A 17,861-nucleotide genomic window follows, 5' to 3' on the forward strand; every position below is an offset into this window, starting at 1 on the left:
GCGCTGCCGCTTCTACCCTGTCGGCGTACGCTCGGCCATGTCGCTGAACATCAAGTTGCCAGTGGTGCACGAGCTCGCTCGCGAGTTGGCCGAGCGCACGGGCACCTCGATGACCAGCGCCATCGAGGAGGCGCTTCGTGCCCGGCTAAGTCCCTCGACCTTCCCACTGGATCACTGGGCCTCGTTTCCCGGTCTGGAGACACGGCCAGTCACGTCACCGTGGGGGCCTCTCGGGTGTGAAAGCCGAGGGCGACGTAGAGGGATCGGGCTTCTGGCGCGGAGTGATCGACGCGGAGCGCGATCCGGGAACGAAGGACTCCCTGAACCGTCTGGACCAAGGCGCGACCAAGGCCGGTGCGACGGTGGGCGGGGAGGACGAACAGGTCGAGGATGAAGGGGCCAGGGGGCACGTCGTCCCACGGCGGGTCCTGCACGGTCAGGATCGCGCCGACTAGTTCATCCCCGACCCAGACGCCGAGCGACGCCGCTGTGAGTAGGTGGCCGTACTCACCGGCCCACGTCCGGGTGATGTCGTCGTGTGCCTCGGCCTCGGTCATCTCGTGAGGCGTGCCGAGGTACGTCTGGTGGTAGACGCTCGAGACGTCCCGAAGAGCAGACAGAGAGAGCGGACGGAGGTGGGCGCCAGCCGGCAGAGCGACATGGGTGGGCTCGCGAGGTTCAGCGATGAGGAGAGCGTTGGCCACGGGTTCAGCCTAGGAAGGTCCGGCGGCAGTGAGAAACTACCCGCTCAAGGGTGAGTTCCACTCCACCACCGGAGGTCTTCGCCTGCCAGGCAGGCTCACCGACCTCGAGCGGGACAACCTCCCTGGACATCACAACTAGGCGAGCGCGTCCCCGAGGGCGACGGAGCAGCGCGCCGCGAGTGTCAGGGTCTCCCGGGCCCGGGCCGGGGTGAGCGACGCGACGCCGCTGCGGGGCAGCACGGTGAGGCGAGGCGGCACTACCCCGGACCAGCGCCAGCGCTGCAGGAGCTCGGTGGCGATCCGGGCGGGGTCCGCGGGCACGTCGCCGGCCTGTGGAGGGGCGGCGTGCGGCACGACGGCGCAGCGCACCCCGAGCCCGTTCTCCACCTGCTGCGCCAGCGCCTCCATCCCCCGCCGGTCCAGTGCCATGACGTCCACCTGCACGCCCCCACCCGCGGCGGCAAGCACCGGCCCGACGACGTCGATGACGCGGGCGTCGGGTGGCACGGCCAGCACCACCACCTGACCGGCGGCCAGCATCGCCTCGGCCACCTCGCGGATCGTCGAGGCCACCACACCCGCCTCGAGCGCCCGCAGGCGGGACATGCCGGAGAAGGTGGGCACGGCGCCCTGGAGCACCTCGGTGAGCATCGGTTCGTGCAGCACGACCGTGCCCGTCCTCGACGCCGCACCCGAGTCGGCGTCGCCGCCCACAGCCGCCTCGCCCGAGGGTACGGCGCCGTCGAGCACCACACCCAGGTCCCGCGCGGCGGTGACGGCCGCGACATGCCTGCTCAGACCGAGCGCGAGGGAGGCGGCGAGATCCGCGCGGGCGACGTCGTCGGACACCACCCGCTCCCCCACCGGGAGCCAGGTGGCCGCGGCGAGCGACAGCGGGCCGAGGACCGGCAGCTCGATCGGCCCGGCATAGCCGGCCGCGGCCAGCGCCAGGGCCTCCACGTCGCCGGTGAGGGTGCGCCCGGCACGGCGCAGCGTGCCGTCCGCCGTGGTGCCCAGGCGCCAGCCGTGCGGTTCGAGGGCGGCGGGCATCGCCTCGCACAGCGCGAGGGTGCGGGCCAGCGGGCTCGCCCAGGGTCCACGGCCGGGCAGGGCGAGCAGCCCGGGGGCGCCGACCAGGCCGGAGGGCGGGTCGGCGAGGACGTCCAGGCTGCTGCGGTGGGCGGCCAGGGCGTCCTGGCCGGGCCAGGCGGCGGGGCCGGCGACGGCGAGGGTCGGGTGGGTCACGCGCTCATTGTGTCCCGCGCGGGGCCGGGCGGGTGAACGACCCTAGAGGCCGTAGAGAACATCGAGGGGCGGCCAGCCGCTCCCGCAGGCGCCGAGTGCCTCGAGGTCCTCCTCGTCCATGAGACCGAGCGTGAGGGTGTCGGCATGCAGCGGCGACCAGGGGTTGTCCTCGAAGGAGAACGTGGCGATCCACTCCTGGCGGGTGGGACGTTCGGAGACGTCCACCTCGTGGCCGAGGGCCTCGATGCACGGGATCGTGAACTCGGTCTGGAAGTCGTAGACCAACGCCTTCTGGTCCTCGGTCCACTCGGCGGTGTACCGCGGGTGGAGCGGGAACCGCGCCGCGCAGATGTAGGACGCCCGCTGGAACTCCTCGCTCTCGAAGTCCACGTCGGTGAAGCCCAGGGTGCCGCCCTCCACGTTGACCTCGAATCCCTGCTCCGTCAGGCACTGTGCGTCGGACTCGAGGGAGTCCTCGACGGTCTCGGTCCAGCGCTCGAACTCCACCTCCGGGAGGGAGTCGAGCTGCAGGCTCGCGGCCAGCTCGGCCAGACCCTCCTCGTACGACGCCTGCAACTCGGCTTCGGTGTAGGTCGTCGGCGTGATCTCGACGGTGGGCTCCCAGGCGGCCTCGTCCCAGTCGCGAGAGTCCCACTCGAGCGCCTCCTGCGCCGTCGCGGTCGCCTCGGCTGTGGCCTCGGCCGTGGTCTCGACGGACTCCTCAGACGTGGCGACGGCCGTGGCCTCCGAGATGTCGTCAGAGGTGGCGTCAGCCGTGCTGGTGAGCTCCTCGCCGTCCTCGTCGCCGGACTCCGTGCAGCCCGCCAGCAGCAGCGCCGCGACGGCGAGTGCCCCCACGCAGGAGGGCATCGTTGCTGTTCTCCGCATCCCTCCATGTTCACACGAGTGAGCCGTGAGCAGGTGGAACCGTGCCTCAGGCGTGGGCGGGGACCGCCTCGCGGGCCTGGTCGAGCTCGGCGATGCGTGCGGCGGCGCCGCGGCCGGAGACCGCCACAGTCCCCTGACCCAGCACACGATCGGCGCCGTCCACGGCGCCCGGCTCACCCGCCCCGAACACGACCAGGGACTGGCCCGAGGCGAGCCCGCGAAGAGGCTCGGCCAGGCGCACGAGGATCGCATCGCCGTCGTCCACCCCCGCCTCGGCAGCCGGGGCAACGCGGCGCACCTGCGCGGGCAGCGGGTCACCGTGCGCACGCACCTGCACCTGCGCCGCGGCCCACTCCTCCAGGGGCAGGTCCTGCGCGAGCCACACCACGTCGTCGGCGATGACCTCCCGCACGCTCAGCACACAGACCTGGTAGACGACTCACAGGCCGCGCCGGCGCCACAGCGACCCTGTCTCCTAGCGAAACGCACCGACACATCGGGGCCCCGGGTGCAGCCCGGAGCGCCTCCACTCTCCACCAGATCACACAATTGTAGTTGCTCATGCAATGTTTGACACCCTTTGGCATCGGCCGGCACGCTGAGTTGTACCGACTAGAACGGAGCAAAGATGCCTTCCGAGTACAGACTGGGCCTCGCGAGCCTCGCCGCAGCGGTGATTGCCGCGCTCGCACTAGTTTCTCCAGCTTCTGCGACACCACCCGGCGTGTTGGCTGATCAGTCCGCACAACTGATCCAAGAAGCTGCAAGCACCCCCGTAGTTCGTCCAGATCGCACGTCAGAAGGATTCTCGATCAGCGACGGGCGCTCACGCCTGACCATCCCTGCAAGAGCCGACAATCCGATCGTCTTCAACTGGCCCGGGCAGCCCGAGTTCAGCGTGCGATTGCCGAGCGATGACCCACGAGCCGCAGCAGCGCTCGCAACGGATGGAACTATCGCCTACATCGAAGGCGACAGCACGGTCAGCCTCGCTGTTCAGGGAGTCAGCGGCGGCGCTCGGGTCCAGACCATCATCGAGGATGAGTCCGCCAGCAGCACCTACTCCTACGAATTCGACCTCCCACCTGGCGGGGAACTCATCGCGCACCCAGATGGGTCCGTGTTCGTGGTCGACGATGACGCGACCATCCTCGCGCAGATCGATGCTCCCTGGGCGCGCGACGCCGACGGTCAGGCACTCGAGACGGCGTACGAGATTGACGGCGACGTTCTCACACAGGTTGTGGAGATCGATGACAGCATCACGTATCCCGTGGTTGCGGACCCACTGATTCGGCGCTGGTATGGGTATCAGTTCGTCATGAGCAATCTGCAGGTGCAGAGAGTCCAAAGCGCACTCAATGCAGGGGCCGGGGTCGCCGGGGTCGCCGCGGCGCTCGCCGCTGCGGGGGTCATCACGAGTCCCGGCGCAGTTCCGTCTGGCATCGCCGCCGCCGTGCTCGCATTCGGCGCCGCTGGCCTCGGCGTGTGCAACTGGAATGGGAAGGGCGTTACGCTGAACACGACATGGGCAGGTGGTGCGTGGTGTTGGCCTCGAGGTTAGTGCCGATCGTCCTTGGCGTCGCCATCGCTATCAGCACCGGGATCATCGTTCTCTCGTGGGCGGTACCGTCGCCGACGTGGGTTCGCCTGGCACCGATCGCGGGGAGCGCTATCGCCGGATGTGTGGCGCTCCTTCTCGCCTGGATTGCTTGGTCCAGGACCCGAAACCGCACCGGATCTGGAGACGGATAGGCACGCACCTCACACCTGGGCCGGGACCGCCTCGCGGACCTGATCCAGCTCGGCGATGCGTGCGGCGGCGCCGCGGCCGGAGACCGCCACAGTCCCCTGACCCAGCACACGATCAGCGCCGTCCACGGCGCCCGGCTCACCCGCCCCGTACACGACCAGGGACTGGCCCGAGGCGAGCCCGCGAAGAGGCTCGGCCAGACGCACGAGGATCGCATCGCCGTCGTCCACCCCCGCCTCGGCAGCCGGGGCAACACGCCGCACCCGCGCGGGCAGCGGGTCACCGTGCGCGCGCACCTGCACCCGCGCCTCGGCCCACTCCCCCAGGGGCAGGTCCTGCGCGAGCCACACCACGTCGTCGGCGATGACCTCCCGCACGCTCAGCAGCGCCTCCGGGCCCACGATCACCCGGTTGGTGGCGGTGTCCACGTCCAGCACGTAGCGGGGCTTGCCGTCGGCGGCGGGGCGGGTGATCCCCAGGCCCTTGCGCTGGCCCACCGTGTAGGAATAGGCGCCGTCGTGCTGGGCGAGCACCTCACCCTCGGTGTCCACCACCTCACCCGGCTGCGAGCCCAGGTGAGAGCGAAGGAAGCCCTGCGTGTCGCCGTCGGCCACGAAGCAGATGTCGTAGGAATCCGGTTTGGCGCTGATCGCGATGCGTCGGCGAGCGGCCTCCGCGCGCACGGCGTCCTTGGTCGGCATGTCCCCCAGCGGGAACAGGCTGCGCTCGAGCCGCTCCTGGCCCATCACCGCCAGCACGTAGGACTGGTCCTTCGCGGCGTCCCGGGCACGCCGCAGTTCGCGGCCCTGTGCGCCCTCAGTGATACGGGCGTAGTGACCGGTCGCCACGGCGTCGAACCCCAGCGCGAGGCCGCGGTCCAGGAGCGCGGCGAACTTGATGTGCTGATTGCACCGCACGCAGGGGTTCGGGGTGCGCCCGGCGGAGTACTCCGAGACGAAGTCGGCCACCACGGTGTCGGTGAACTCCTCCGAGAGGTCCCACACGTAGTACGGGATCTCCAGCACGTCGGCCGCACGGCGCGCATCGGAGGCGTCCTCGATGGAGCAGCAGCCCCGGGAACCGTTGCGGTGCTGGGCGCGGGAGCGGGAGAGCGCCATGTGGACGCCGACCACCTCGTGGCCGGCCTCGACGGCGAGCGCCGCGGCGACGGCGGAATCGACCCCTCCGGAGAGGGCTGCCAGGACGCGCATCGGGCCTCCTCGTGGGTTGCGGGCGTGGTGGGCCGCGGGTCACCGGCCGCGCGATCGGGCCGGGATGGTCGGCCTCGAGTGTACGTGCGGTGTGCACGGAGCGACCCACGCGCATCACCGCATCACTATGATGAGGTGATGCGCACCACCATCACGCTCACCCCCGACGCCGATGCGATCATCCGCCGCGCCATGGCGGAACGCGGGCTCACGTTCAAGGAGGCCGTCAACGACGCGATCCTGCGCAGCAGTGCCACACCGTCCACCGTGGATCTGACCTGGCCGACGTACGACCTCGAGTTCCGGTTCGATCCCACGAAGTCCAGTGAGGCGCTCGCTGCGCTCGACGACGAGGACGCAGTGGCGAAGCTCGAGCGCGGCGCATGACCATCGTCGACGTCAATGTGCTGATCTACGCCACGGCGCGGGGGTCTCGACACCACGACCGCGCTCGTGGATGGCTCTTGCGCGCGCTCTCGGGCTCCCGTCCCGTGGGACTCCCCTGGCACTCGCTCCTCGGTTTCGTGCGACTAGCGACGAGTCCACGTGCGATGGAGCATCCCCTCACCATGGATCAGGCATGGGACCTCGCGGAGGGATGGCTCTCGAGCGGGGTCGCTGTCACCCCGGAGCCCGATCTCCGCCACCTGAGCCGAGTCAGGTCCCTCATCGCCGCGGTGTCGGAACAGGGAGGGGTCGGCGGCGCCCTCGTCTCCGATGCGCATCTGGCTGCCCTCGCGATCCAGCACCGAGCCACCCTCATCAGTTTCGATCGGGACTTCGAGCGCTTCCCCGGCCTGCACTGGGAGATGCCCTCCTAGCCGGCCCTCCGAGCCGCCCCGCCGACCGGGTACTTGCGCAGAGTTCGCGCGCGTCGGGGCTGCACAAACACACGCTCGGCGGGAGTGGGCCTGCGTAAGCACACGCTCGGCGGGAGCGGGGCTGCACAAACACACGCTCGGCGGGAGGGCGGCCCGCGGGAGGGATCGGGCTACTCCTGGGGTTCGACCCAGCGCGGGAAGACGCCGCTCGGCGCCGGCAGCGCGGTGCCGGGCACCAGGCGCTCGCCGACCGCGGCGAACGGCACCTCGCTCGGCAGCCCGAGCTGCGTGAGCATGACGCCGGCGCTGGTGGGCATCACCGGCTGCACCAGGGTTGCCACGGTGCGCACCACCTCCATGGTCACCCGCAGCACCGTGCCCATCCGGGGCAGGTCCTCCTTGAGCTTCCACGGCTGCTGCGCCGAGAAGTACCGGTTGGTCTCCCCCAGCATCGACCACAGCGCCTCGAGGTAGAGGTGCAGCGCCTGCACCTCGATGTGGCCGCGGGCGGTCTCCAGCAGCGTGGCGGCGCGCGCCAGCAGCGCCTCGTCCTCCTCGGTCAGGTCACCGAGCTCGGGGACCTGGCCGCCGAGGTTCTTCGCGACCATGGACAGGGAGCGCTGCGCGAGGTTCCCGAGCTCGTTGGCGAGGTCGGCGTTGATGCGCGCGACCACGGCCTCGTGGGAGTAGGAGCCGTCCTGCCCGTAGGAGAACTCCCGGGTGAGGAAGTAGCGGGTGGCATCCAGCCCGTACCGCTCGGCGAACTCCAGTGGCGAGGCCGCGGTGCCGTCGGACTTGGACATCTTGCGCCCGCCCGCGTACAGGAACCCGTGCGCGTAGACCCGCGTGGGCAGCGGCAGGCCGGCGGACATGAGGAACGCGGGCCAGTACACGGCGTGGAACCGGATGATGTCCTTGCCGATGATGTGCAGGTCCGCCGGCCAGTACCGCTGGTAGGAGGCGGAGTCGACGTCCGGGAACCCGGCGCCGGTGAGGTAGTTCGTCAGGGCGTCCACCCACACGTACATCACGTGCTCGGGTGCGCCCGGCACAGGCACGCCCCAGTCGAACGTGGTGCGCGAGATCGACAGGTCCCGCAAGCCGGTGCGCACGAACGCGGCGACCTCGTTGCGGCGCACGTCCGGCCCCACGAACTCCGGGTGCTCCTCGTACAGCGCGAGCAGCTTGTCGGTGTAGGCCGAGAGCCGGAAGAAGTAGGACGGCTCCGTGGTCCAGGTGACCTCGGTGCCGGTGGCGGTGGCCACGCGCTCGCCGGAGTCGATGACCTCGGTCTCGTCCTCGGCGTAGTAGGCCTCGTCCCGCACCGAGTACCAGCCCTCGTAGTGGTCGAGGTAGATGTCCCCGGCCTCGACCATGCGCTGCCAGATCGCCTGACTCGCCTCGATGTGGTCGGCGTCGGTGGTGCGGATGAACCGGTCGAAGGAGATGCCCAGGCCGCGCTGCATCTCCTCGAACACGTCGGAGTTGCCGCGCGCGAACGTGGCCGGGTCCACACCTGCCTTCTGCGCCGCCTGCATCATCTTGATGCCGTGCTCGTCCGTGCCGGTCAGGAACCGCACGTCGAAGCCGTCCAGGCGCTTGAACCGCGCCAGCACATCGGTGGTCACGTACTCGTACGCCGTGCCCATGTGCGGCTTCGCGTTCGGGTAGGCGATCGCCGTGGTCAGGTAGTAGGCAGGCTGCTGCTCGGTCACGGGGGTCAAGCCTACCGACGCCCCACTCGGTCCCGGAACAGCCACTCAGTCCTGGAACAGCGCCCGCAGCCGCCGCGTGGCCACCACCACCCCGAGGACCACCATGGCGACCAGGTATCCCACGTGCACCAGGAGCGCCCCGTCCATCACCCCGAGGGTCAGGCCCCGCACCAGTTCCACGCAGTGCCACAGGGGCAGCGCCATCACGAGCCACTGGATCGCCTCGGGGTAGACCGTGATCGGGTAGAAGGTGGCCGAGAACAGGAACATCGGCAGCATCACGAACGTGATCCAGTCCATCTGCTGGAAGGTGCGCATGAAACTGGTGATCGCCATCCCGACCGCGGCGAACGCGAACGCGATGAGCACCACCGCGGGCAGTGCGAGCAGCGCGGACCAGGACCCGTTCAGACCCAGCACCTGCATCACGAGGAGGAACCCGCCGGCGTAGGCGACCCCGCGCAGCATCGCGTAGGCCATTTCGCCGCCGGCCACGTCCAGGGGGCCCAGCGGCGTGGTGAGCATGGTGCGGTAGAGCTTGGAGAATCGGAGCTTGAAGAACACATTCCAGGTGGAGTCGAACACCGCGCCGTTCATCGCCGAGACCGCCAGCAGCGCGGGGGCGATGTAGGCGGCGTAGGTGACCGTCTCCCCGCCCGGCAGGGTGACGTCCCCGATGTAGGTGCCCAACCCGATGCCCATCGCCAGCAGGTAGAACACCGGCTCGAAGAAGCCGGAGACGACCACGGCCCAGGTGGAGGACTTGGTGGCGATGAGGCCGCGCAGCAGCACGATCCGGGCGTTGCCGGAGTAGATGGCGCCGAGGGGCCGACGGCGTGGCACGGCCGCGCGGGCCGCCTCCCGGGCGGGGGTGCTCATGCGAGCCTCCTGGTGAAGGTGCGCACCGCGAGCACGGCGCCGAGCGCCGCGTACAGGGCGAGGACCGCGAGGTGGACGACGACGAGCCACGCCGTGGTCGGTGCGCCGTAGGTGAGGAATCGGCCCAGTTCCGCGCCGTGCCAGACCGGGGAGAGCCAGCCGATCGGCTGCAGCCAGGCGGGCAGGGTCGCCAGCGGGTAGAACGTGCCGGAGAAGAGGAACAGTGGGGTGAAGACGAAACGCTGGATGAGGGCCATCTGGCCGCGGTCCTCCCGCAGGCTCGCGCTGTAGGCCAGCAGCGGCAGGCCGAAGGCCAGACCCGCGAGCACCCCCGTGAGCACCGAGAGCGCGCCGAGCAGCGGCCGGTCCACGGCGCCGAAGGCCACGGTGATGAGGTAGTAGGCGCCGGTCACGAACGCCATCCGCATGGCGACGGCGAGCACCAGCCCGGCGGGGATGTCCCGGGTGGCCAGGGGGCTGGCGGCGATGCCGAAGAAGGTCTTGCGCCACTTGAAGCCCGCCATCACGGGGTAGGTGAACTCCTCCATGCCCACGCTGACGGCGGCGGTGACCGCCAGCGCGGGGGCCACGAAGGTGACGTAGCTGACCGGTCCCGCTGCGCCGTCGGCCACCGAGACGGGGATGACGGCCGCCAGGCCGAGGCCCAGTCCCAGCAGGTAGATCAGGGGCGAGCCGATGCCGCCCACCACGAGGGTCCAGCCGTAGGCGCGCATGGAGTGCAGGAACGTCTCGCAGGCATACCACCAGCCGAAGCGCCGGGGGCGGTCCCCGCCGGCCAGCGCCGCCCGGCGCCGTTCCTCCAGGCTCGCCTCGGGCCCGAGGGCATTGGTGCGGATGGTGGCGCCGTCGCTGACCCGGGTGCGGTCCACGGCCGCGCCGGGCGGCTCAGGGGTCGAGTCGGCAGGTGTCGACCCAGCCGGGGTGAACTCAGTCAACGAGGCTCCTCCCGGTCAGACGCAGGAACACGTCCTCCAGGCTGGAGCGGCGCACGAGGGAGGTGGTGGGGTGCAGGCCGCGGCCCACCACCTCCTCCAGGGCGCGCTCACCGTCCGGGGTGTAGACCAGCAGGCGATCGGGGAGCACCTCCACCCGCTCGGCGAGTGCGCCGATGGCGGCCACGTCGTCGGCCACCTCGGCGTTGCGGCTCGAGCCGAAGCGCACCTCCAGCACCTCGCGGGAGGAGTAGCGGCGGATGAGGTCGGCCGGGGAGCCCTCGGCCATGATCGCGCCGTGGTCCACCACGATGAGGCGGTCGCACAGCTGCTCGGCCTCGTCCATGTAGTGGGTGGTGATGACCAGGGTGGTGCCGGCCTCCTTGAGGCGGAACAGCCGGTCCCACAGCACGTGCCGGGCCTGCGGGTCCAGGCCGGTGGTCGGCTCGTCCAACATGAAGATCTGCGGGGTGTTCATCAGGCCGCGGGCGATCGTCAGGCGGCGCTTCATGCCCCCGGACAGGTCGTCCACCTTGGCGCCGGCCTTGTCGGTGAGCTGGGCGAACTCCAGCAACTCCTCGGCGCGCTCGCGGCACACGGCGCGCGGCAGGCCGAAGTAGCGGCCGTACATGATCAGGTTGTCGCGGGCGCGCATGTCCGGGTCGAGGTTGTCCTCCTGCGGCACCACCCCGAGCTGGCTGCGGATCTGCGGACCGTGGGTCTCCGGGTCCAGGCCCAGCACCTGCAGGTCTCCCCCGGTGCGGCGCGAGACGGCGGAGATCATCCGCATCGTGGTGGACTTCCCGGCGCCGTTCGGGCCCAGCAGGCCGAAGGACTCCCCCGCGGTCACCTCGAAGTCGATGCCGTCCACGGCGGTGAACTCGCCGTAGCGCTTGGTGAGGGAGGAGGCGGTGATCACGGGTGCTGGCACACGGGTGAGCATACGTCCGCCGGGCTCGATCACGGGCGCCCCGAGGGGTTGCGCTTTGATTGTTAGTAAGGTTTACTATCATTCATGTCGACCACCCCGACCCTCCGGCCCCTGCGGCCGATGGCCAAGCTCCTCCCGGAGGCCGCGCGGCGCCACAACCGCGCCCTGGTGCTGCAGACCCTGCTGCGCACCGAGGGCCTCTCGCGGGCCGACGTGGCCCGCGCCACCGGCCTGACCCGCGTCACGGTCTCGGACCTGGTGGCCGACCTCATCGCCGACGGCATGGTGACCGAGTCCGGCCCGCAGGAGGGGCGACGCCCCGGCAAGCCGGCCACCGTGCTGTCCGTGGATGCCACCAGCCGGTACGCCATCGGCCTGGACCTGGCCGACCACGCCCGCTTCCGCGGCGCCCTGCTCGGCATCGACGGCCGGGTGATCGTCCGCGCCGAGCGCCCCCTCGGGGACGCACGCGGCGAGGACGCCCTCGCCCTGGCCACCGAGCTGGCCCGCGAACTCGCGCAGGCCGCGCAGGCCCACTCCCGCCCGCTGCTCGGCGTGGGGGTCGGCTCCCCCGGTGTCGTGGACCCCAGCGGCACCGTGCACTCGGCGCCGAACCTGCGCTGGAGCGACGTGCCCCTGCAGGCCCACCTCGCCCAGGCCCTCGGAGCCCCCGCCGTCGTGGTCAACGACGCCCATGCCGCGGTGCTCGCCGAGCACGGCGCCGGCGAGGGTTCCCCCGACATGATGCTGGTGGCCATCGGCCACGGTGTCGGTGCCGGCCTCATCGTGGGCGGCACCCCGGTGCTCGGCGCCCGCAGCGCGGCCGGTGAGATCGGGCACGTGACGATCGGCTCCGACGTCGGGCCGCTGTGCGCGTGCGGGAAGCACGGCTGCCTGGAGGCCTGGGCCTCCGTACCGCGCATCACGCGGGCACTGGCGGACGCGGGTGCGGACGCCGGCGCCCGCACCCAGGTGTTGCGCGCCGCCGGTGAGCGCCTCGGCATGGCGCTGGCGCCCGTCATCGGCGCCCTCGACCTCGACCAGATCGTGCTGTCCGGCCCCCAGGAGCTGCTGCTCGGGGAGGTCCTGGAGACCACCCGCGCCACCCTGCTGGAGCGCACCCGCTTCCACGACCACGTCACCGTGCGGATGTCCGAACTCGGCGAGGACATCGTGCTGCGCGGCGCAGGCGCCGCGATCGTCACCCATCTTCTCGGGGTCTCCTGACCCCGTCACGTCCCCCAACCCCAATCCCCACCCGGGAGGAACCCATGAGGAAGTCACTGGCGGCCCTGACCGTCACCGCAACAGCATTGGCGCTGGCCGCATGCTCCTCGTCGGACTCCGCGTCCGACGCGGACACCGACTCCGGCTCCGGCTCGACGGCGCAGGAAGGCGACGGCGACGCCGACTCGGCTGGAGGTGAGGACATCACCCTGTGGCTGATGGGCGGGGACACCCCCGAGGACCTGCGCACCTACCTCACCGACACCTACGCCGAGCAGACCGGCGGCACCCTCACGATCGAGGAGCAGTCCTGGGGCGATGCCCTCTCCAAGCTCACCACCGCGCTCCCGGACGCCGCGAACACCCCCGACGTGGTGGAGATCGGCAACACCTGGTCCCCCACCTTCACCACCGTGGGCGCCTTCACCGACATCTCCGACATGCTCGGGGAACTCGGCGGGGACGACCTGCTGCAGAGCTTCGTGGAGGTCGGCGAGGTCGACGGCGCCAGCTACACCGTGCCGTACTACTTCGGCTCGCGGTACATGTTCTACCGCAAGGACCTCTACGAGGCGCAGGGCCTGAGCGTGCCCACCACCCTGGAGGAGTTCTCCGAGACCGCGGCCGCGCTCACCACCGACGCGCAGTCCGGGTTCTACCTGGGCGGTGAGGACTGGCGCAACGGGATCTCCTGGATCTTCGCCCACGGCGGCGAGCTGGCGGTGCAGGAGGACGGCGAGTGGGTCTCCACCCTGTCCGACCCGAACACGATCGCCGGCCTCGAGGCGCTGCAGGAGCTCTACACCTCCTCCTCCCTCGCCCCGGTCACCGAGTCCGACTCCACCCCCTGGGTGAACATCAACAACAACGACGCCACCGGCGCCCCCGAGGCCGCCACGATCATGGCGCCGAGCTGGGCGCACTGGTCGATCGGCGACCTCGAGCCGGACCCGGATGACGACACCCAGCAGATCGCCGTCTGGAACGACGACGTGTTCGGCACCTACGTGCTGCCGGGCGTGGACGGCGGTGTGGCCCCGGTGTTCGCCGGCGGCTCCAACATCGGCATCTCCGCCTCCAGCACCAAGCAGGAGGGCGCCAAGGAACTGCTGCGGATCATCTTCTCCCCGGAGTACCAGGAGCTGCTCGGTGGCGCCGGCCTCGGCCCGGGCAACCTGGAGTACGTCTCTTCCCTGGGCGATGACCAGTTCGCCGTGGCGATGGCCACCTCCGCCGAGCACTCCAAGCTGACCCCCGCCGCGCCCGGCTGGGCCGCCGTGGAGGGATCCGGCCTGCTGGAGGAGTTCTTCGGCAAGGTCAACGGCGGCGGTGACATCCCCGCCCTCGCGGCGGAGTACGACGCCCAGATCACCCCGATGCTCGCGGGCTGATCGCCTGGTGTCCCGGGCGCAGCGCCGCGCCCGGGACACCCCCAGCCCGCACCTGCCGACCCGAGGACACCCATGCCCACCGCGCCCGCCACCCGCACCGGGTCGGCCGCCGCGCCCGCCACCCCGGCCCGCGCGCCGCGCCGACGCCGCACACCCCGCGTCCCCTACCTCCTGCTGCTACCCGCCGTGCTCGTGCTGCTGCTCGGCATGGGCTACCCCGTGGTGTGGCAGGCACTCACCTCCCTGCGCGACTTCGGCCTCGCCCAGCAGTTCGGCGCCCCCGCCGAGTTCATCGGCCTGGGCAACTACGCCGAACTGGTCACCGACCCGCAGTTGCTGGCCGTGGTGGCCCGTTCCATCGCCTTCTGCCTCGTGGCCGCCGGCCTGACCGTGCTGCTGGGCACCCTGTTCGCGCTGCTGATGACCGCCGTGGCCACCCCCGCGCGGATGACACTGCAGGTCTCCCTGCTGCTGGCCTGGGCGATGCCCGTGGTCGCCGCGATGACCGTGTGGATCTGGCTGTTCGACCGCCGCCGCGGCGTCATCAACTACACCCTGGACGCCCTCGGCCTCCCGTTCGAACGGTTCGACTGGCTCTCCAACCCCTGGACCTTCTTCCTGGTCGCTCTGATCGTGGTGGTCTGGATGTCCGTGCCGTTCGTCGCGTTCGCGATGTACGCCGGCCTCACCCAGGTCTCCCCCGAGGTGCTGGAGGCTGCCGCGATCGACGGCGCTGACGGATTCGCGCGCTTCCGCCACATCATCCTGCCGATGGTGCGCCCGGTCCTCTCGATCGTGCTGCTGCTCCAGCTCATCTGGGACCTGCGGGTCTTCACCCAGTTCACGATGCTGCAGGACGCCGGTTCCAAGTCCAGCGACTACGACGTGCTGGGCACCTACATCTACAAGCTCGCCACCTCGGCGCAGGACTTCGGCATGGCCAGCGCGTTCTCGATCATCGTGCTGCTGCTGACGATCGCCCTGTCCTGGTTCTACGTGCGCGACCTGATGAAGCAGGAGGACCAATGACCGCCCGCCTCTCCCGCCGTCTGCTGACGGCGCTGGCCTTCCTCATCGCCCTGGTGTGGGTGTTCCCGGTCTACTGGATGCTCAACTCGGCGCTGCTGCCCAACACCGTGCTGCAGTCCTTCATCCCGACGTTCTTCCCCGTGCCGGCCACGCTGAGCAACCTGCGCTCGGTGGCCACCGACCCCTCCTTCTACTCCGCGCTGACCATGAGCCTCGCGGTGACCTTCACCGCCGTGATCGGGTGTCTGCTGTTCGCCTTCCTCGCGGCGCTGGCGATCTCCCGGTTCCGCTTCCGCGGCCGTGCCTCCTTCGTGCTCGCGGTCCTGCTGGTGCAGATGCTGCCCGCCGAGGGCCTGTTCATCGCGCAGTACAAGATGGTCAGCGCCGCCGGCCTGCTCAACTCCGTGATCGGCATCTCGGTGATCTACATGGCCGCCGTGATCCCCTTCACGGTGTGGATGCTGCGCGGATTCGTGGCCGCGGTGCCGCTGGAACTGGAGGAGGCCGGGATGATGGACGGGCTCTCCCGCTCCGGTGCCTTCATGCGCATCACCCTGCCGCTGCTCGCCCCCGGCCTGGTGGCCTCCGGGGTGTACGCCTTCCTGCAGGCCTGGAACGAGTTCACCGTGGCGCTGGTGCTGCTGCCGGACTCCGCCGCGCACACCCTGCCGCTGTGGCTGCGCTCCTTCATCCAGGCCAGCGCCACCCGCGAGACCGACTGGGCGCAGGTGATGGCTGCCTCCACGATCGTGGCGGTTCCCGTGATCCTGTTCTTCCTGCTGGTGCAGGGCCGCATGACCTCCGGCCTGGTGGCCGGGGCGGTGAAGGGGTGAACGCGCCGACGGGCGGTCTGGGCCCCCGGGTGGGCCTGGACATCGGCGGCACGAAGACCCACGCGGTGCTGCTCGGGGCCGACGGCGCCGTGCTGGCCGAGGAGAAGCGTCCCTCCGGCCACGGCGCGCAGCCGGTGCTCGCCACCGCGAGCGCCCTGGTGCGTGACCTGACCGCCCGAGCGGGGATCGCCGTCGCGGATCTCGCCCTCGTGGGGGCCGGCCTGCCCGGCACCGTGGAGGAGGCCACCGGCCGCGTCACCCAGGCCCTCAACCTCGGCATCACCGACCTGGACGTGGCCGGTGAGCTGCGCCGCGAGCTCGGGGTGGCGGTGCACGTGGAGAACGACGTCAACGCTGCCGCGCTCGGTGTGGCGGCTCAGCGCCCGGACACGTGCTCGCTGGCCTACCTCAACCTCGGCACCGGCATGGCCGCCGGCCTCGTGCTGCGCGGGGAACTGTGGCGCGGACACGTGGGCGCCGCCGGCGAGATCGGGCACCTGCCGTGGCAGAACAACGGTCCCCGGTGTCACTGCGGGCAGCGCGGCTGCCTGGAGCTGTACGCCTCCGGCTCCGGCATCGCCGCGCAGTGGCGCGCGCAGCGCGAGACCGACCCCCCGAAGGCCTCCGCCCTGCCCGAACTGGCCCACACCGATGCCCTGGCCGCCACGCTGCTGGAGAACCTCACCAACGCCGTCGCGGCGGCGGTCCGCCTCCTCGTGCTCACCGTGGACGCGCAGTCCGTGGTGGTGGGCGGCGGGATGGCGCGGATGGGACCGGAACTCCTGGCCCGCGTGGTCACCACCCTGCGCTCGTGGGAACTGCACTCCCCGTTCCTCGCCTCGCTCGAACCGAGCGCGCGGGTGGAGGTGCTGCGCAGCACCGGCCGCATCCCGGCGATCGGCGCGGCCCTCGGTGGTCGGCTGGCGCCTCAGCCCAGTTCCGGCACCCGCTCGTAGCCCAGGCCCGCCGCCTCCCAGTCCGCGCGCAGCCCGACCAGTCGCGGCGCGAGGTCGCCGGCGCGCTCCCGCGCCGCGGGGGTGGACCAGGCGACCTCCGCCGTGGCCGCGAGCCGTGGCAGCAGCATCCGCAGCAGGTCCTCGCGGGTGGTGATCGTCTCGGTGAAGCAGGTGGCCTCGACGCCGAGGATCGCCTCCTCCCCCACGCCCGGGATGAGCGCGGTCGGCTCCCACGTCGCGGCCTGGGTCAGCGAGGTGGGGCCCCCCGACCAGGTCAGGCCCAGGTCGGTGTCGGCGTCGTACTTGTGGTCCAGGTAGGCCACGTCCCCCGGGGAGAGCACGAGTCGCCCGCCCTGGGCCAGGAAGGACCGGGCGCGTTCGGCGTGCCCGATGCCGTCCTGGCGGGGGGTGGTCAGGTCCCAGTACTGCCCCACGCTCCCGGGTGGCAGGTCGCTGCTGCGGCCGAGCTCGTGCCACGCCATCACGCGTTTGCCGGTGGCGGTCACCAGCCCCAGCACTCGTCGGGCGAACAGCAGGTAGTCCTCCTGCGACATCGCCAGGCACTCGTCCCCGCCGATGTGCAGGTACGGGCCCTCGGTGAGGTCGGCGAGCTCGTGCAGCACGTCGGCCACGAACGCATAGGTGCGCTCGGCGTGGACGTCGAGCTGGGAGAAGCCGACCTCCATCCCCTCATAGGGCTGCGTCGCGACCCCGGCCGGGGCGAGCTCGGGGTAGGCCACCAGGGCGGCGTGGGTGTGCCCGGGCAGGTCGATCTCCGGGACGAGGGTGATGTGGCGCGCCGCGGCGTAGGCCTGAAGGTCGCGGTAGTCGCGCTGGGTGAGGAAGCCACCGCCGGTGCCGCCGACCCCGCCGGCGGCGCCCACCGTGGTCAGCCGGGGCCAGGAGCGGATCTCCAGGCGCCAGCCCTGGTCGTCGGTGAGGTGCAGGTGCAGGTGGTTCAGCCGCAGCCCCACCATGGCGTCGATGACCTCGCGCAGGGTGGGGACCTCGACCATGTGCCGGGCGAGGTCGATCATCAGCCCGCGGTGGGGGAACCGGGGACTGTCGTGCAGCAGGATGCCCCCGGCGATCCCGGCGTCCTCGAGGTGGCGCAGGGCATCGCGGCCGTAGGTGGCGCCCGCGGCGTCGGCGTACCGGATCACCGGCTGTGCGCCGCGGGTGTCGATCTCGAAGCCCTCGGCCGGCAGGCCCGGGTCCCGTTCGAGGCGCACCTGCCCCGAGGCCGCCCGCCCGATCGTGCGCACCAGGTGCCTCGGTGCGGGAACCAGGGGAACGTCGTCGTGCATCATCGCCTCCGGACCGGG

General features: G+C 71.1%; 18 protein-coding genes and 1 pseudogene. 9 read left to right on the plus strand and 10 right to left on the minus strand.

Annotated elements, in window-relative coordinates; genetic code table 11:
• Positions 1-37: 37 nt before the first annotated feature.
• Positions 38-139, plus strand: a pseudogene (locus tag ATL40_RS15695) (type II toxin-antitoxin system VapB family antitoxin); the annotation flags it as partial.
• Positions 140-209: 70 nt separating this feature from the next.
• On the opposite strand, the gene ATL40_RS09050 reads toward ATL40_RS15695, so the two are convergent.
• The 4 genes from ATL40_RS09050 to ATL40_RS09065 all read right to left on the minus strand — a co-directional run bounded on the left by ATL40_RS09050 (position 210) and on the right by ATL40_RS09065 (position 3,258).
• A complete protein-coding gene (locus tag ATL40_RS09050; RefSeq protein ID WP_098469253.1) occupies positions 210-704 on the minus strand; it encodes a GNAT family N-acetyltransferase in 495 nt (164 codons plus the stop codon).
• Between the two features lie 135 nt (positions 705-839).
• A complete protein-coding gene (locus ATL40_RS09055) occupies positions 840-1,949 on the minus strand; it encodes a uroporphyrinogen decarboxylase/cobalamine-independent methonine synthase family protein (RefSeq protein WP_098469254.1) in 1,110 nt (369 codons plus the stop codon).
• A 42-nt stretch (positions 1,950-1,991) separates the two neighbouring features.
• Positions 1,992-2,837, minus strand: coding sequence for a hypothetical protein (locus ATL40_RS09060; RefSeq protein WP_143556921.1), 846 nt, complete (start codon positions 2,835-2,837; stop codon positions 1,992-1,994).
• 46 nt (positions 2,838-2,883) lie between these two features.
• Positions 2,884-3,258 carry an aminomethyltransferase beta-barrel domain-containing protein gene (locus ATL40_RS09065; RefSeq protein ID WP_098469256.1) on the minus strand — a complete coding sequence of 125 codons (375 nt, stop codon included), beginning with the start codon at positions 3,256-3,258 and terminating at the stop codon, positions 2,884-2,886.
• A 207-nt stretch (positions 3,259-3,465) separates the two neighbouring features.
• Between ATL40_RS09065 and ATL40_RS09070 the strand changes: the two genes are divergently transcribed.
• Positions 3,466-4,401, plus strand: coding sequence for a hypothetical protein (locus tag ATL40_RS09070; protein ID WP_143556922.1), 936 nt, complete (start codon positions 3,466-3,468; stop codon positions 4,399-4,401).
• A gap of 200 nt (positions 4,402-4,601) precedes the next feature.
• Here ATL40_RS09070 and mnmA read toward each other — a convergent pair whose 3' ends face one another.
• Positions 4,602-5,801 (minus strand): tRNA 2-thiouridine(34) synthase MnmA, encoded by a 1,200-nt coding sequence (gene mnmA, locus ATL40_RS09075; RefSeq protein WP_098469258.1) that lies wholly within the window; start codon positions 5,799-5,801, stop codon positions 4,602-4,604.
• Positions 5,802-5,939: 138 nt separating this feature from the next.
• On the opposite strand from mnmA, the gene ATL40_RS09080 reads away from it, so the two are divergent.
• Both ATL40_RS09080 and ATL40_RS09085 read left to right on the plus strand, forming a co-directional pair.
• Entirely contained in the window at positions 5,940-6,188 is a 249-nt protein-coding gene (locus ATL40_RS09080) for an antitoxin (protein WP_098469259.1), read from the plus strand.
• On the plus strand, positions 6,185-6,622 hold the full coding sequence (locus tag ATL40_RS09085) for a TA system VapC family ribonuclease toxin (protein ID WP_098469260.1): 438 nt from the start codon (positions 6,185-6,187) through the stop codon (positions 6,620-6,622). Before ATL40_RS09080 ends, ATL40_RS09085 begins: the two co-directional genes overlap by 4 nt.
• 170 nt (positions 6,623-6,792) lie before the next feature.
• On the opposite strand, the gene metG is transcribed toward ATL40_RS09085, so the two are convergent.
• The 4 genes from metG to ATL40_RS09105 are packed head-to-tail and all read right to left on the minus strand — an operon-like array spanning position 6,793 to position 11,100.
• Positions 6,793-8,337, minus strand: a complete 1,545-nt coding sequence (gene metG / locus ATL40_RS09090; protein ID WP_098469261.1) for a methionine--tRNA ligase — start codon at positions 8,335-8,337, stop codon at positions 6,793-6,795.
• A 45-nt stretch (positions 8,338-8,382) separates the two neighbouring features.
• Positions 8,383-9,216: an ABC transporter permease gene (locus tag ATL40_RS09095; RefSeq protein ID WP_098469262.1), complete on the minus strand. Its 834-nt coding sequence runs from the start codon at positions 9,214-9,216 to the stop codon at positions 8,383-8,385.
• Complete coding sequence (locus tag ATL40_RS09100; RefSeq protein ID WP_245866924.1) at positions 9,213-10,172, minus strand: ABC transporter permease; 960 nt, start codon at positions 10,170-10,172, stop codon at positions 9,213-9,215. The genes ATL40_RS09095 and ATL40_RS09100 overlap by 4 nt, the downstream gene beginning before the upstream one ends.
• The gene (locus tag ATL40_RS09105; RefSeq protein ID WP_098470394.1) at positions 10,165-11,100 is read right to left on the minus strand and encodes an ABC transporter ATP-binding protein; all 936 of its coding nucleotides are present in this window, start codon (positions 11,098-11,100) and stop codon (positions 10,165-10,167) included. Before ATL40_RS09105 ends, ATL40_RS09100 begins: the two co-directional genes overlap by 8 nt.
• Before the next feature lie 84 nt (positions 11,101-11,184).
• Here ATL40_RS09105 and ATL40_RS09110 point away from each other — a divergent pair, with 84 nt between their 5' ends.
• The 5 genes from ATL40_RS09110 to ATL40_RS09130 all read left to right on the plus strand — a co-directional run bounded on the left by ATL40_RS09110 (position 11,185) and on the right by ATL40_RS09130 (position 16,536).
• On the plus strand, positions 11,185-12,327 hold the full coding sequence (locus ATL40_RS09110; protein ID WP_098469263.1) for an ROK family transcriptional regulator: 1,143 nt from the start codon (positions 11,185-11,187) through the stop codon (positions 12,325-12,327).
• Positions 12,328-12,371: 44 nt separating this feature from the next.
• Positions 12,372-13,718: an extracellular solute-binding protein gene (locus tag ATL40_RS09115; RefSeq protein WP_098469264.1), complete on the plus strand. Its 1,347-nt coding sequence runs from the start codon at positions 12,372-12,374 to the stop codon at positions 13,716-13,718.
• A 72-nt stretch (positions 13,719-13,790) separates the two neighbouring features.
• Positions 13,791-14,747 (plus strand): carbohydrate ABC transporter permease, encoded by a 957-nt coding sequence (locus ATL40_RS09120; RefSeq protein ID WP_098469265.1) that lies wholly within the window; start codon positions 13,791-13,793, stop codon positions 14,745-14,747.
• Positions 14,744-15,580, plus strand: coding sequence for a carbohydrate ABC transporter permease (locus tag ATL40_RS09125; protein WP_098469266.1), 837 nt, complete (start codon positions 14,744-14,746; stop codon positions 15,578-15,580). The genes ATL40_RS09120 and ATL40_RS09125 overlap by 4 nt, the downstream gene beginning before the upstream one ends.
• Positions 15,577-16,536, plus strand: coding sequence for an ROK family protein (locus ATL40_RS09130; RefSeq protein ID WP_169925924.1), 960 nt, complete (start codon positions 15,577-15,579; stop codon positions 16,534-16,536). The genes ATL40_RS09125 and ATL40_RS09130 overlap by 4 nt, the downstream gene beginning before the upstream one ends.
• Here the strand turns inward: ATL40_RS09130 and ATL40_RS09135 are convergent.
• Positions 16,509-17,843 (minus strand): family 20 glycosylhydrolase, encoded by a 1,335-nt coding sequence (locus ATL40_RS09135; RefSeq protein ID WP_169925925.1) that lies wholly within the window; start codon positions 17,841-17,843, stop codon positions 16,509-16,511. The genes ATL40_RS09130 and ATL40_RS09135 overlap by 28 nt on opposite strands.
• Between the last annotated feature and the right edge of the window lie 18 nt (positions 17,844-17,861).

The organism is Serinibacter salmoneus, from assembly GCF_002563925.1.
In the GTDB taxonomy this organism is placed as follows: Bacteria; Actinomycetota; Actinomycetes; order Actinomycetales; family Beutenbergiaceae; genus Serinibacter; species Serinibacter salmoneus.

What these genes read in the sequence shown, in the direction of transcription:
- ATL40_RS09110 (WP_098469263.1), top strand. Translation starts at nt 11,185, where the DNA reads ATGTCGACCACCCCGACCCTCCGGCCCCTGCGGCCGATGGCCAAGCTC.
- ATL40_RS09135 (WP_169925925.1), bottom strand. Translation starts at nt 17,843, where the DNA reads ATGCACGACGACGTTCCCCTGGTTCCCGCACCGAGGCACCTGGTGCGC.
- ATL40_RS09115 (WP_098469264.1), top strand. Translation starts at nt 12,372, where the DNA reads ATGAGGAAGTCACTGGCGGCCCTGACCGTCACCGCAACAGCATTGGCG.
- ATL40_RS09120 (WP_098469265.1), top strand. Translation starts at nt 13,791, where the DNA reads ATGCCCACCGCGCCCGCCACCCGCACCGGGTCGGCCGCCGCGCCCGCC.
- ATL40_RS09095 (WP_098469262.1), bottom strand. Translation starts at nt 9,216, where the DNA reads ATGAGCACCCCCGCCCGGGAGGCGGCCCGCGCGGCCGTGCCACGCCGT.
- ATL40_RS09125 (WP_098469266.1), top strand. Translation starts at nt 14,744, where the DNA reads ATGACCGCCCGCCTCTCCCGCCGTCTGCTGACGGCGCTGGCCTTCCTC.
- ATL40_RS09060 (WP_143556921.1), bottom strand. Translation starts at nt 2,837, where the DNA reads ATGCGGAGAACAGCAACGATGCCCTCCTGCGTGGGGGCACTCGCCGTC.
- mnmA (WP_098469258.1), bottom strand. Translation starts at nt 5,801, where the DNA reads ATGCGCGTCCTGGCAGCCCTCTCCGGAGGGGTCGATTCCGCCGTCGCC.
- ATL40_RS09080 (WP_098469259.1), top strand. Translation starts at nt 5,940, where the DNA reads ATGCGCACCACCATCACGCTCACCCCCGACGCCGATGCGATCATCCGC.
- ATL40_RS09070 (WP_143556922.1), top strand. Translation starts at nt 3,466, where the DNA reads ATGCCTTCCGAGTACAGACTGGGCCTCGCGAGCCTCGCCGCAGCGGTG.
- ATL40_RS09085 (WP_098469260.1), top strand. Translation starts at nt 6,185, where the DNA reads ATGACCATCGTCGACGTCAATGTGCTGATCTACGCCACGGCGCGGGGG.